The organism is Uliginosibacterium aquaticum, from assembly GCF_012972705.2.
GTDB lineage: Bacteria > Pseudomonadota > Gammaproteobacteria > Burkholderiales > Rhodocyclaceae > Uliginosibacterium > Uliginosibacterium aquaticum.
In genome coordinates this window covers 104,305-116,488 of the sequence record NZ_JABCSC020000006.1, presented here as the reverse complement: position 1 = coordinate 116,488, position 12,184 = coordinate 104,305, and the positions used below count along the sequence as shown (strand labels likewise).

Sequence of the window (12,184 nt, the reverse complement as noted above, 5' to 3'; positions counted from 1 at the left end):
CGAAACCAGCAGGCCCCCTCGCCGCACGCTGTCAGACACAGATTGCGCTGCGGTCCGGCCGGAACCGGCCCGCGCGGACAATCAACCGGCCTTGGCCAGCGCCTGCTCGAAGTCGGCAATGAGATCGTCGGCGTCCTCGATACCGACCGAGATGCGCACCGTACCGTCAGCAATCCCCATCTCGGCACGGCGCACCGGCCCCATCTCGGCGTAGATGGTGTGCGCCACCGGAATCACCAGCGTGCGGTTGTCACCCAGATTGCTGGCCAGCACGGCCAGCTCCAGCGCATCGAGGAACTTGAAGCAATCCACTTCCGGCTTCAGCTCGATGGCCATCAGGCCACCGAAGTTGCGGAACAGTTCGCGGGCGCGCGCGTGCTGCGGATGACTCGCCAGGCTCGGATGGAAAACCCTGGCAATCGCCGGTTGCGCGGCAAACCAGGCGGCGAGCCGGGCGGCGTTGTCAGCCGCACGCTGCTGGCGCAGAGGCAGGGTTTCGGCGCCGATGGCGATGTGGTGCGCGGCTTCAGGCGCCAGCGTGGCGCCCATGTCACGCAGGCCCTTCTTCTTGATCTGGGTGAGGCCCCAGTTGCTGGCCGCGCCGGTCTTGTAGCCTTCGATCAGGTTGGGGAAGCGGCTCCAGTCGAACAGGCCGGTCTCGGTCACCGAACCGCCCAAAGCGTTGCCATGGCCGCAGATGTATTTCGACAGTGAATTGATCACCAGATGCGCACCCACCGCCTTGGGGCGGAAGTTCCATGGCGAAGTCATGGTGTTGTCGACCACGTAGAGCAGGCCGCGCGCCGTACAGAGCTGGCCGATGGCGGCCAGATCGGCGATCTGGGTACAGGGGTTGGCAATGGTCTCAACAAAGACTGCGCGGGTGTTCGGCTGCAGTGCGGCCTCAACATTCTGCGCATCGGTGGCATCGACGAAAGTGACCTCGATGCCAAAGTTCTTGAAGGTATTGAAGACACTGTTGGTGTTGCCGAACAGGAATGCGCTCGACACCAGATGATCTCCCGCCTTCAGCAGCGCCAGGAAGGTGGCGCTGATGGCCGCCATGCCGGTGGCGAAGCAACAGGTGGCGAGCCCGTCTTCCATCAGGCTGAGTTTCTTCTCCAACGCCACCACGGTCGGGTTGATCTGACGACCGTAAGTGAAGCCGGCCTGCTTGCCCTGGAACACGGCGGCAATATCGGCGGCGCTGGCATGCTCGAAAGTGATCGAGTTGTGCACCGGCTTGTGCAGTGAGCCATGCTCGATACCGCCGGCGCGATCACTGTGGAGGATGGCGGTGGTGAAACCCTTGGCCTTCATCTGGAAACCTCGTTCAACATGGCGAAACAACCGCCATTGTCCGTCAAGGCAGGGCTTCTATGCACGGAACCGATGCATCTATACGCCAGTTTCGACGCGATTGCGTCCGCCGGTCTTGCCGCGATACAGCGCTTCGTCGGCCCGGTTGACGGCGGCATGCCAGTTTTCCTGCGGGTCCAGAAGGCTCACGCCGAGGGTCAGGGTGACCGGGATCGCCTGGTCTTCAAAACTGATCACACACGCCTCAACTGCTGCACGCAGGCGTTCGGCGATCGCGGTGGCCCCTGCTGCCGTCGCATCCGGCAACAGGATCAGGAACTCCTCGCCGCCCCAGCGAGCCACGCAGTCGTACTCGCGTACGGTCGCCTGGAGCAGGTTGGCCACCGTCTGCAGCACATGGTCCCCGGCAGCGTGACCGTGGCTGTCATTGATGCGCTTGAAATGATCGATGTCGCACAGGATCAGCGACAGCGGCTGGTGGGTGCGCTGGCTGCGGGCGATCTCGCGTTCGGCGAGTTCGGTGATGGCGCGGCGGTTGAAAAGGCCGGTGAGTGGATCGCTGCTGGCGATCCGCTGCAGCACCTGCTCGGCCTCATGTGCGGAAAGCGCATGGGCGTGCGCGATCCAGGCCAGGATGGCGCAGAAGCCGAGAATGTTGAAGTGGCGCAGGATGGCAGTCAGCCTGGGGGTCAGCGCGTAGAGCGGAGTCTCGCTCGCCAGCCAGGTGTCGCAGAGCAGGAAGAAAGCAACGATCACCGCGCCCTGGAAGAGCTTGTGCGAGAGCGGCCGGCTCAGGCTGGAAAAACTCGGCAGCAGGGTGCCTACCAGGTACAGCTGGAAGCCAGCCCCGGGACCCAGCAACAGCACCGCCAGCAAGGCCTGGGCGAAAATCACCAGCCATATCCACAGCACCAGCCGGTTAGGCCGGTAGCCAGGCGCATTGGTTGCCCGGAACACCCACAGGTAGTACAGGCTGCCGGCCAGGTAGCTGGCGGCGAGCGGCCAGATCTGCAGGATCGCAAACAGCAAGGCAAAGCCGACATTGAAAACGACGCTGACCGGACGCAGGCGCAAGCCGATGCGGCGCTGCTCCTCATGCAGGGTCTGCAACAGGCGGTCTTCATCGAGATCGGAGACAGGCGGGCTGGCGGGCATGAAAACTTCCTTGGGGGCAGATCCCTCTTTCTAGCAGCTTCCGCTCGCCTCTCTACGCAGGACTTCACCGATGGTCAGCTTGCCGTCAGGCACCGTATGCCGGGCTTGGCATAGCGATCAGGTATGCTGCGGGGCTCCGCGCGGCCTGCCGATGCCGGCGCCCCCCTTGTCGAGGACCCGAATATGACAAAATTTTCCTTCTTCCCGCTGCTGCTGGCCGCCCTGTGCACGCTGGCCGGCTGCGCTACCGAATCCTCCCGCAGCCTGGCCGTAGCCAAGGTCGAAACCGCCAACCAGCCCTATGCCGGCGCACGCAGCCCGCTGTCGGTCGGCAAGTTCGACAACCGTTCGAGCTATCTGCGCGGCGTGTTCTCCGACAACGTCGACCGCCTCGGCGGCCAGGCCAAGACCATCCTGATCACCCATCTGCAGCAGACTGGCCGCTTCGTCGTGCTGGATCGCGACAACATGAAGGAAATCGCTCAGGAAGCCCATATCAACAAGCAGACGCAGAGCCTCAAGGGTGCCGATTACGTGGTGACGGGCGACGTCAGCGAGTTCGGCCGCAAGGAAGTCGGCGATATGCAGCTCTTCGGCATCCTGGGCCGTGGCCGTGAGCAGGTGGCCTACGCCAAGGTGAATCTGAACGTGGTCAACGTGCTGACTTCTGAAGTGGTCTATTCGGTGCAGGGCGCTGGCGAGTACAGCCTGTCCAACCGCGAGGTGGTCGGCTTCGGCGGCACCGCCAGCTACGACTCGACCCTCAACGGCAAGGTGCTGGATCTGGCCATCCGCGAAGCGGTGAACAATCTCGTGCGCGGCGTCGAGAGCGGCGCCTGGCGCCCCGCCCAGTAAAGGCACGTGCTTCCGATGCGAATCAAGACCACACTCGGCGGCCTGCTGCTGGCCGCCCTGCTGGCGGGCGGCTGTGCCACCCGCACGCCCACACTCTACTACTGGGGGGACTATCAGCCGCAGCTGTATGCCTATCTGAAGAACGAGGGCAGCAGTCACCCCGAGCAGATCCTCGCCCTGCAGAAGATCATCGAAGAAGCCAAGGCCGCCAACAAATCCGTGCCACCCGGCTTCTACGCCCACCTGGGGCTGCTGCAGATCAACGAGGGCAAGCCGGAACTGGCGCGCCAGGCCTTTGAAACCGAGAAGACCCTGTTCCCGGAATCGGCCGCGTATATGGATTTCCTGCTGCGCAAACTGGCCGGAGGCAAAGCATGATCCGCATCCTGAAGCTCGCCCTGCTGCTGGCCTTGGCTGCGCTCGCCACCGGTTGCGCCACCTCGCCGCAAGCCTATGACTACACAGCCTTCCGGCGCGCCCAGCCGCGCTCCATTCTGGTTCTGCCACCGGTGAACAAGTCACCGGACATCAAGGCCAGCAACAGCGTGATGTCCTACGTCAGCTACCCACTGGCCGAGTCTGGCTACTACGTTTATCCGGTCACCGTGGTGGATGAAACCTTCCGCCAGAACGGCCTGACCCAGCCCGACGAAATCCACGCCGTGGCACCCGCCAAACTGCACGAGATCTTCGGCGCGGATACCGTGATGTACATCGAGATCACCGACTACGGCACGCGCTACCAGATCTTCTCCAGCGACACGCGGGTCACCTGCAGCGGCCGCCTGGTCGATCTGCGCAGCGGCGACACGCTGTGGATCGGCTCAGCCACGGCCTCCACCAACGAGGATCAGGGCAACTCCGGGAATGGCGTGATCGGCATGCTGGTCAAGGCGGCGGTCGACCAGATCGTCAACACCCTCAGCGATCAGGGCCACCGCGTGGCGGGTGTGACCAGCCAGCGCCTGCTGGCCGCGCGCCCCAATGGCATCCTGTACGGCCCGCGCTCCCCGCGCTACGCACTCGACGCAGCGCCGAAGTAAGCTGATCCGCCGGCGGCCACCTCAGACGGTGGCCGGCGCATAGCCGCACAGGAAGACCTGCACCGCACGTGCCACCATCGGCGCAATGCTGGCCGGCTCGATCTCATCCTGTACGCCCAGCAGCAGGCGCTCCAGGCTCTCAGCCTTGAGCAGGCCGAGGAAATGGTGGGCAGCAATCATCTTGTCTTCACTGCGTAGCTTGCCCAGCGCCATCGCCTGCTGCATGAAGTCGGCCAGCATCTGCAAACCTTCGAGCGGGCCGCGCTCGTAGAACAGACGTCCCACATTGCTCTTGCCGGCCTCCGCAAACAGATTGCGGTGCGCACAAACCATATCCGGCTGGCTGATCCGGCCCAGGAAGCGTTCACCGAAAACCTGCAGCGTGTTGCCCAGATCCGCAGCAGGATCGAGCAGGGCGAAGATTTCGCGCATGTGCGCCTCGGCAAACTGGCGCACCACGGCCACGAACAGCTCCTCCTTGGAGCTGAAGTAGCTGTACAGCGTGGCCTTTGAGCCGCCTACCCGCGTCGCGATTTCGGACATCGAGGCGGCCTCGAAGCCGAACTCCCGGAAGACCTCGCTGGCGACTTCCACAATGTTCTGGCGACGTGCTTCGCACTTGATCCGCATGGCTGAAACCTTTTTTTAAACTCACCCGTACAGTTTTGCTTGACAAGGCGTCGCTGTCAATTAAAACTGTACCGTACAGTACAGTTAATAAGGAAGCCGTCGTGCCCTCCCTCCCCAATACCCCTGCTGCAGCGCGGGTTTCACCCTCCCTCACCGTCCTGGCGCTGACCAGCCTGCTGGCCCTCGCAGCCTGTGCCCAGATTCCGCAAACCGGCCCGCTCAGCGCACTCAAGCCTGCCGCAGACTGGTCCGCCGAGCAGAGCCTCGCCGCCCCCGCCCAACGCTGGCCACAGGATCGCTGGTGGAATGACTATGCTGATGCCCAGCTTGATCGCCTGATCGAAGAAGCCCTGGCCGGCGCCCCCAGCCTGCGCGCCGCTGCTGCCCGCCTGCAGCGCGCCGAAGCCGGTGTGCAGACCCGTCAGGCCGGCGGCGGGCCGCAGCTCACGGCCAATGCCTCGGCTTCCGAAGCCAAACAGAGTTACAACTACCTCACGCCCAAGAGCATGTCGCCGCAGGGCTGGAACGACTACGGCCGGATCAGCCTGGATTTCAGCTGGGAGCTGGATTTCTGGGGCAAGAACCGCAGCGCCGTGGCTGCCGCCACCTCCGAGCGCGAAGCCGCTGCCGCCGATGCCGCCCAGGCCGCGCTGCTGCTGTCGAGCTCGATTGCCAGTGGCTACGCCGAGCTGGCCCGCCTGCACGCCGCCCGCGACACCGCCGCCGCCGCGCTGGAAGTGCGCAGCAAGACCGCCCAGCTGTTCCAGGAACGCTACACCAACGGCCTCGAAACCCTGGGCAGCGTGCGTGGCGCCGAAGCCCGCCAGGCCGCGGCTGAAGGCGATCTGCTGGCCGCCGACGAGAGCATCGCCCTGCAGCGCAATTACCTCGCCGCACTGCTTGGTGCCGGCCCGGACCGTGGCCTCGCCATCGCCCGCCCGACAATCCGCCTCGACCATGCGCCAGGCCTGCCCGGCCAGCTCGCGCTGGAATTACTGGGCCGCCGCCCGGACGTGATCGCCGCCCGCCTGCGCGCCGAAGCCGCTGCCAAGCGCATCGATTCGGCCAAGGCCGAGTTCTACCCGAACGTGAATCTCTCCGCCTTCATCGGCGTGCAATCCCTGGGGCTGGACCAGCTCTTCAAGTCTGGTTCGGACATCGGCGCGGTCGGCCCGGCTATCTCCCTGCCGATCTTCGACAGCGGCCGCCTGCAGGCGCAGTACAAGAGCCGCCGCGCCGACTACGAGGAATCCGTGGCGAACTACGACAGCACCGTGACCCAGGCGCTGCGTGAAGTGGCCGATGCGGCGGTGAGCCAGCGTGCCTTGGCACCGCGTCTGGAGCGTGGCGAAGCGGCGTTCGGCGCTGCGAAACAGGCATGGCAGATCGCCCGCAACCGCTATGACGGCGGCCTCTCGAACTACCTCGACGTGCTCAGCGCCGAAGACGCGATGCTCAGCAGCCTGCGCGGCCTGACCGACCTGCAGTCGCGCGCCTTCAGCCTCGACGTGGCCCTGGTGCGTGCCCTCGGCGGCGGCTACCAGCACAACTGAACCGTCATTCCCGCGCAGGCGGGAACCCAGCGACTTTTGAACGATATCGACCCGAATTCAAGGAAAACCATCATGTCCCAGACCTCCACCGCCAAGATCCACGCCGTCAGCGAAGAAGACCTCGCCATCGATGCCCGCAACGGCCAGCGCCGCAAAACCCTGTTCACCGCACTCGGCGGCGTCGTAGCACTGGCTGTTGTCGGCTACAGCCTCTACTACGGTCTCTACGCCTCACACTTCGTCACCACCGACAACGCCTATGCCGCCGCCGAGATTGCCCAGGTCACCCCCGCCGTCGGCGGCACCGTGCGCGAAGTGAAGGTCAGCGATACCCAGGCCGTGAAGGCCGGCGATGTGCTGATCGTGATCGACGACACCGATGCGCGTCTGGCGCTGGCCCAGGCCGAAGCCGAATATGGCCGCGCAGTGCGCAAGGTGCGCGGCTACCAGGCCACCGATAGCGGCCTCTCGGCCCAGATCGCCGCGCGGGCGGCCGACGAACAGCGCGCCGCCGCCCAACTCGCTTCGGCCGAGTCCGATTTCGAACGCGCCGGTATCGATCTGCGTCGCCGCGAAGCCCTGGCCGGCTCCGGCTCGGTCTCCGGCGAAGAGCTGAGCCGCGCCCGCAACAGCTTCGATGCGGCCCAGGCTGCACTGGCTGCGGCCAAGGCCGGCGCCGCCCAGGCCCGCGCCAACCGCGCCGCCGCCGTCGGCTCGCGTGAAGCGAACTCAGTGCTGATCGACGACAGCACGCTCGAGACCAACCCCGAAGTGGCGCTCGCTCGCGCCCGCCGCGATCAGGCCCTGGTCGACCTGCAGCGCACCGTGGTCCGCGCGCCGGTGGATGGCGTGGTGGCACGCCGCGCGGTGCAGGTGGGCCAGCGCGTGCAGGCCGGTGCCAGCCTGCTCTCGGTGGTGCCGGTGGCGCGCATGCACGTCGATGCGAACTACAAGGAAGTCCAGCTTCAGGACGTGCGCGTAGGCCAGAAGGTTGAGCTGCGCGCCGACATCTATGGCGACAAGGTGACTTATCACGGCACCGTGGCCGGCTTCTCCGGCGGCACCGGCGCTGCCTTCGCCGCCATCCCGGCGCAGAACGCCAGCGGCAACTGGATCAAGGTGGTGCAGCGCCTGCCGGTGCGCATCGAGCTCGACCCGACCGATCTGGCAGCCCACCCCTTGCAGGTCGGCCTCTCCATGCACGCCACCATCGACACCCGCAGCAGCACCAACTGAGCACCGCCCCATGAATCAGGCTCTTCTCCCCAACGGCGAGCAGCCCCTGCGCGGGGGCATGCTGATTGTCGGCGCATTGGTGCTGGCACTGGCGAACTTCATCGCCGTGCTGGACATGACCATCGCCAACGTGTCGGTCGCCACGATCGCCGGCAGTCTCGGCGTCACCAGCAGCCAAGGCACCTGGGTGATCACCTCCTACGCGGTGGCCGAGGCCATTACCGTACCGCTCACCGGCTGGCTGGCCGGGCGCTTCGGCGCGGTGCGCGTGTTCGTGACTTCCATGGCCCTGTTCGGCCTCGCATCCCTGTTGTGCGGCTTCTCCAACTCGCTGGGCATGCTGGTGGGCGCGCGCGTGCTACAGGGGCTGGCCGGTGGCCCGCTCATGCCGCTGTCGCAAACCCTGCTGCTGCGCATCTTCCCGAAGGACAAGGCCGCGGCAGCCACAGCGATCTGGGCCATGACCACCCTGGTCGCCCCGATTCTCGGCCCCATCGTGGGCGGGGTGATCTGCGATCAGAGCCACTGGTCCTGGATCTTCTACATCAATGTGCCGATCGCCCTGCTCTGCGCCTGGTTCGGCTGGGGCCTGCTCAAGCGTTACGAGACTGGTCTGGAAAAGGCGCCGATCGACACGGTTGGCCTCGCCCTGCTGATCATCTGGGTCGGCGCGCTGCAGATCATGCTCGACGAAGGCAAGAATCTGGACTGGTTTTCCTCACCACTCATCGTAGGCCTCGCCATCGTGGCCGTGATCGGCTTCGCTGCCTTCCTGATCTGGGAGCTCAACGAGCGCCACCCGATCGTAGACCTGCGGGTGTTCCGCCATCGCGGCTATTCCTTCGGCGTGCTCACGCTGGTGCTGGCCTTCGGCGCTTTCTTCGGCGCCAATGTGCTGACCCCGCTGTGGCTGCAGCAGCACATGGGTTACACCGCCACCTGGTCGGGCATGGCCACGGCCTGGAGCGGCGTGCTGGCGGTACTGTGCGCGCCCTTCGCAGCGATGCTCTCGAGCAAGATCGACTCGCGTCCGCTGGTCTTCTTCGGCGTCTCCTGGCTCGGCACGGTCACCCTGTGGCGCGCTTTCGGCACCACCGACATGACCTACTGGCAGGTCGCCCTGCCGCTGCTGGTGATGGGCATCGGCATGCCCTTCTTCTTCGTGCCGCTCACCGGCCAGATCCTGGGCAGCGTAGAGGAACGCGAGACCGCCTCGGCCGCCGGCCTGATGAACTTCCTGCGCACGCTCGCCGGCGCCTTTGCCACCTCGCTGACCACCGCCAGCTGGGAAGACCGCATCCAGTTCAACCGCGCCGACATGGTAGCCACGCTCGATCCGGTGAATCAGGCCGGCATCGCCAGCCAGCTAGATCCGCTCGGCTCGGCCGCCCATGCCCTGCAAGACCCGGGCGCCCTCGGCGCGCTCGAACGTCTGGTCGAAGGCCAGAGCGTGATGCTCGCCACCAACCAGCTGTTCATGCTGATCGCCGTGATCCTGTTCGTGGCGGCCTGCAGCATCTGGCTAGCCCCGCGCGCCACGCGCGCCGTGGATCCCTCGGCCTCGCACTGATGAATTGATGAATCTGAACTACGGAGGACAGCTCATGCATCCCGATAACGCACCCCGCTCCCTCGCCAGCCTGCCAGGCTGGCGCCTGCCGGCTTTCAGCCTGTCGCACCTGGCGGCCATGCTGCTGGGCTTGCTGGTCGTCGCTTACGTGGCTGGCTGGATGGTCGGTCAGGAACAGGAACGCGATCTGCAGCGCGCCCGCCAACTCGCCTGCCAGGCCGACCAGCACTGCCTGCGCCCCTGAGCAAGCAGGCCTCAGGCGCGCACCCGGATCGAGCGCGGTCGCGGCCTGCGGCTGAGCCTGGCGCCCTTGTTGTGATCGTCGCAGGTGAGCACGAAGTCGCCGTGGATACCGTCGGCCAGCACGAATTCGCGCAGCAGCCCGGCCGGAAAGCTCATGGTCTGGCCGTTGGCCAGCGTCACCACCACCTGCAGTACCTCGCCACGGTAATAGGCGAGGTATTGGGTGGGGCTGATGTCGAGGCGGAATTCGAAGCGCTTCATGGGTGGAATTTTGCCACTGCATGAAAAAGCCCGCATCGCTGCGGGCTTTCGGGTGGGTGAGGCTCAGATCGTTTTCACGCCGATCTGGCTGATGCGCGATTGCCATTCCTTCGGCCCGGTCTCATGCACCGAGATGCCGGTGGAATCCACGGCCACGGTCACCGGCATGTCCTGCACGGTGAATTCGTAAATGGCTTCCATGCCGAGGTCTTCAAAGGCCAGCACGCGCGCGGCCTTGATCGCCTTGGAGACGAGGTAGGCGGCGCCGCCCACGGCCATCAGGTACACCGACTGGTGCTTCTTGATGGCTTCGATGGCGACCGGGCCGCGCTCGGACTTGCCGATCATGCCCAGCAAGCCGGTTTCGGCCAGTACCTGCTCGGTGAACTTGTCCATGCGCGTGGCGGTGGTTGGGCCAGCCGGGCCGACGACTTCGCCCGCCACCGGATCAACCGGGCCGACGTAGTAAATGAACTTGCCCGCCAGATCCACCGGCAGCTTTTCACCCTTGTTGAGCATGTCGGTCATGCGCTTGTGCGCGGCGTCGCGGCCGGTGAGCATCTTGCCGTTCAGCAGCAGCACGTCGCCCGGCTTCCACGAGGCGACTTCTTCGCGCGTCACCGTATCGAGATTGACGCGTTTGCCCTTGGAGGCGTCATAGGTGAGGCTCGGCCAGTCTTCCAGCGAAGGCGGATCGAGGTAGACCGGGCCGGAGCCATCCAGCTCGAAGTGGGCGTGGCGGGTGGCGGCACAGTTCGGGATCATCGCCACCGGCAGGTTGGCGGCGTGGGTCGGGTAGTCGAGGATCTTCACGTCCAGCACGGTGGTCAGGCCACCGAGGCCTTGCGCGCCAATGCCAAGAGCATTGACCTTTTCGTACAGCTCGATGCGCAGCTCTTCGGCGCGATTGCTCGGGCCACGGGCGATCAGGTCGAGGATGTCGATCGGCTCCATCAGCGCCTCTTTGGCCAGCAGCATGGCCTTTTCAGCCGTGCCGCCGATACCGATGCCGAGCATGCCCGGCGGGCACCAGCCGGCGCCCATGGTCGGCACGGTTTTGAGCACCCAGTCGACGATGGAATCCGAGGGGTTGAGCATCGCAAATTTGGACTTGGCTTCCGAGCCACCGCCCTTGGCGGCGACGATCACATCCACCTTGTCGCCCGGCACGATGCTCATGTTGATCACGGCCGGCGTGTTGTCGCGGGTGTTCGTACGCTTGCCGGCCGGATCGGCCAGCACCGAGGCGCGCAGCTTGTTGTCCGGATGGTTGTAGGCGCGGCGCACGCCTTCGTTGATGGCGTCTTCGAGGCTGCCGGTGAAGCCTTCCCACTGCACGTTCATGCCGACCTTGAGGAAGACCGTGACAATGCCGGTGTCCTGACAGATCGGGCGATGGCCTTCGGCACACATGCGCGAGTTGATCAGGATCTGTGCCATCGCGTCCTTGGCGGCCGGGCTGGCTTCCATCTCGTAGGCACGGGCGAGGCCCTTGATGTAGTCAACCGGGTGGTAATAGCTGATGTACTGGAGTGCGGCGGCAACGCTGTCGATCAGGTCGGCTTGCTTGATGGTGGCCATATAGTTCTCTCTTTGTTTTCGGCTAGGGCTGACATAGCTGGGGGCGTAGGTTCGGCCTCAAGCGCACATGGCGGGTTGAAGCCCGCCCTACGAATCAATGCTCGAGGTCTTTGTTCAACAACAAGGTGCTGTTCATGATCCTGTCGGTATAGGCCATGACCAGGGCCGAGAGGACGAAAGTCAGGTGAATGCCGATCTGGAACAGCACGCCATGCTCCAGACGGGTCAGCGCGAAAGCGTCCGGCGCCTGGGCCATCTTGCTGCCGACTTCGATGAAGGTCTTGAGCAGATGGATCGAGGAAATGCCGATCAGCGCGGTGGCGAGCTTGATCTTGAGCACGCCGGCATTCACATGCGAGAGCCACTCCGGCTGGTCCGGATGATCATCCAGATCAAGGCGCGACACGAAAGTCTGGTAGCCGCCCACGATCACCATCAGCAGCAGGTTGGCCACCATCACCACATCGATGAGGCCCAGCACGATCAGCATGATGTCCACTTCGGTGAAGCTCACCGCGTGAGTCACCAGATGGATCAGCTCCTGCAGGAACTTGAACACGTACACGCCCTGGGCGAAGACCAGTCCGAGGTAGAGCGGAGCTTGCAGCCAGCGGCTGCCGAAGAGGAAAGCTTCGAGGTGGTGCGATGCGTCTTTTTTCATGATCTCTCTTGCAGTAACAGGGGCGGCAGCCGGGGTACAGCTGTCTGGAGCCCATTTGGGGCCGGGTCTGCGCCCG

At 65.0% G+C, this 12,184-nt stretch carries 13 protein-coding genes; 7 read left to right on the top strand and 6 right to left on the bottom strand.

All coding sequences use genetic code 11. The features are described 5' to 3' along the window. Window positions 1–81: 81 nt before the first annotated feature. Together HJ583_RS18235 and HJ583_RS18230 are read right to left on the bottom strand one after the other, a co-directional pair. A complete protein-coding gene (locus HJ583_RS18235) occupies window positions 82–1,320 on the bottom strand; it encodes a cystathionine gamma-synthase family protein (RefSeq protein ID WP_170023249.1) in 1,239 nt (412 codons plus the stop codon). A 78-nt stretch (window positions 1,321–1,398) separates the two neighbouring features. Beyond that, window positions 1,399–2,475 (bottom strand): GGDEF domain-containing protein, encoded by a 1,077-nt coding sequence (locus HJ583_RS18230; protein WP_170023248.1) that lies wholly within the window; start codon window positions 2,473–2,475, stop codon window positions 1,399–1,401. 183 nt (window positions 2,476–2,658) lie between these two features. On the opposite strand from HJ583_RS18230, the gene HJ583_RS18225 reads away from it, so the two are divergent. Genes HJ583_RS18225 through HJ583_RS18215 form a run of 3 tightly spaced genes read left to right on the top strand, consistent with a single transcriptional unit; the run spans window position 2,659 to window position 4,373 of the window. After that, window positions 2,659–3,330 (top strand): CsgG/HfaB family protein, encoded by a 672-nt coding sequence (locus HJ583_RS18225; RefSeq protein WP_170023247.1) that lies wholly within the window; start codon window positions 2,659–2,661, stop codon window positions 3,328–3,330. A 15-nt stretch (window positions 3,331–3,345) separates the two neighbouring features. After that, entirely contained in the window at window positions 3,346–3,708 is a 363-nt protein-coding gene (locus tag HJ583_RS18220; protein WP_101940359.1) for a DUF4810 domain-containing protein, read from the top strand. Further along, complete coding sequence (locus tag HJ583_RS18215) at window positions 3,705–4,373, top strand: DUF799 domain-containing protein (protein WP_170023246.1); 669 nt, start codon at window positions 3,705–3,707, stop codon at window positions 4,371–4,373. Before HJ583_RS18220 ends, HJ583_RS18215 begins: the two co-directional genes overlap by 4 nt. Window positions 4,374–4,394: 21 nt before the next feature. Here HJ583_RS18215 and HJ583_RS18210 read toward each other — a convergent pair whose 3' ends face one another. Beyond that, the gene (locus tag HJ583_RS18210; RefSeq protein ID WP_101940361.1) at window positions 4,395–5,003 is read right to left on the bottom strand and encodes a TetR/AcrR family transcriptional regulator; all 609 of its coding nucleotides are present in this window, start codon (window positions 5,001–5,003) and stop codon (window positions 4,395–4,397) included. 101 nt (window positions 5,004–5,104) lie between these two features. On the opposite strand from HJ583_RS18210, the gene HJ583_RS18205 reads away from it, so the two are divergent. From HJ583_RS18205 to HJ583_RS18190, 4 genes are all read left to right on the top strand, one after another. Then, window positions 5,105–6,556, top strand: a complete 1,452-nt coding sequence (locus HJ583_RS18205) for an efflux transporter outer membrane subunit (protein WP_170023245.1) — start codon at window positions 5,105–5,107, stop codon at window positions 6,554–6,556. A 72-nt stretch (window positions 6,557–6,628) separates the two neighbouring features. After that, window positions 6,629–7,792 carry an HlyD family secretion protein gene (locus tag HJ583_RS18200; protein WP_170023244.1) on the top strand — a complete coding sequence of 388 codons (1,164 nt, stop codon included), beginning with the start codon at window positions 6,629–6,631 and terminating at the stop codon, window positions 7,790–7,792. A gap of 10 nt (window positions 7,793–7,802) precedes the next feature. Continuing rightward, on the top strand, window positions 7,803–9,362 hold the full coding sequence (locus tag HJ583_RS18195) for a DHA2 family efflux MFS transporter permease subunit (RefSeq protein ID WP_235943929.1): 1,560 nt from the start codon (window positions 7,803–7,805) through the stop codon (window positions 9,360–9,362). Window positions 9,363–9,396: 34 nt separating this feature from the next. Further along, window positions 9,397–9,606, top strand: a complete 210-nt coding sequence (locus tag HJ583_RS18190; protein ID WP_170023243.1) for a hypothetical protein — start codon at window positions 9,397–9,399, stop codon at window positions 9,604–9,606. A gap of 11 nt (window positions 9,607–9,617) precedes the next feature. Here the strand turns inward: HJ583_RS18190 and HJ583_RS18185 are convergent, their stop codons facing one another. The 3 genes from HJ583_RS18185 to HJ583_RS18175 all read right to left on the bottom strand — a co-directional run bounded on the left by HJ583_RS18185 (window position 9,618) and on the right by HJ583_RS18175 (window position 12,108). Beyond that, window positions 9,618–9,866 (bottom strand): DUF2835 family protein, encoded by a 249-nt coding sequence (locus HJ583_RS18185; RefSeq protein WP_170023242.1) that lies wholly within the window; start codon window positions 9,864–9,866, stop codon window positions 9,618–9,620. Between the two features lie 63 nt (window positions 9,867–9,929). Beyond that, entirely contained in the window at window positions 9,930–11,447 is a 1,518-nt protein-coding gene (locus HJ583_RS18180; protein WP_170023241.1) for a fumarate hydratase, read from the bottom strand. Between the two features lie 94 nt (window positions 11,448–11,541). After that, window positions 11,542–12,108 carry a TIGR00645 family protein gene (locus tag HJ583_RS18175; protein WP_170023240.1) on the bottom strand — a complete coding sequence of 189 codons (567 nt, stop codon included), beginning with the start codon at window positions 12,106–12,108 and terminating at the stop codon, window positions 11,542–11,544. Window positions 12,109–12,184 lie beyond the last annotated feature (76 nt).

Excerpts from the sequence above, each read along its gene's own strand:
- HJ583_RS18235 (WP_170023249.1), bottom strand. The coding sequence starts at position 1,320 with ATGAAGGCCAAGGGTTTCACCACCGCCATCCTCCACAGTGATCGCGCC.
- HJ583_RS18230 (WP_170023248.1), bottom strand. The coding sequence starts at position 2,475 with ATGCCCGCCAGCCCGCCTGTCTCCGATCTCGATGAAGACCGCCTGTTG.
- HJ583_RS18225 (WP_170023247.1), top strand. The coding sequence starts at position 2,659 with ATGACAAAATTTTCCTTCTTCCCGCTGCTGCTGGCCGCCCTGTGCACG.
- HJ583_RS18220 (WP_101940359.1), top strand. The coding sequence starts at position 3,346 with ATGCGAATCAAGACCACACTCGGCGGCCTGCTGCTGGCCGCCCTGCTG.
- HJ583_RS18215 (WP_170023246.1), top strand. The coding sequence starts at position 3,705 with ATGATCCGCATCCTGAAGCTCGCCCTGCTGCTGGCCTTGGCTGCGCTC.
- HJ583_RS18210 (WP_101940361.1), bottom strand. The coding sequence starts at position 5,003 with ATGCGGATCAAGTGCGAAGCACGTCGCCAGAACATTGTGGAAGTCGCC.
- HJ583_RS18200 (WP_170023244.1), top strand. The coding sequence starts at position 6,629 with ATGTCCCAGACCTCCACCGCCAAGATCCACGCCGTCAGCGAAGAAGAC.
- HJ583_RS18195 (WP_235943929.1), top strand. The coding sequence starts at position 7,803 with ATGAATCAGGCTCTTCTCCCCAACGGCGAGCAGCCCCTGCGCGGGGGC.
- HJ583_RS18190 (WP_170023243.1), top strand. The coding sequence starts at position 9,397 with ATGCATCCCGATAACGCACCCCGCTCCCTCGCCAGCCTGCCAGGCTGG.
- HJ583_RS18185 (WP_170023242.1), bottom strand. The coding sequence starts at position 9,866 with ATGAAGCGCTTCGAATTCCGCCTCGACATCAGCCCCACCCAATACCTC.
- HJ583_RS18180 (WP_170023241.1), bottom strand. The coding sequence starts at position 11,447 with ATGGCCACCATCAAGCAAGCCGACCTGATCGACAGCGTTGCCGCCGCA.
- HJ583_RS18175 (WP_170023240.1), bottom strand. The coding sequence starts at position 12,108 with ATGAAAAAAGACGCATCGCACCACCTCGAAGCTTTCCTCTTCGGCAGC.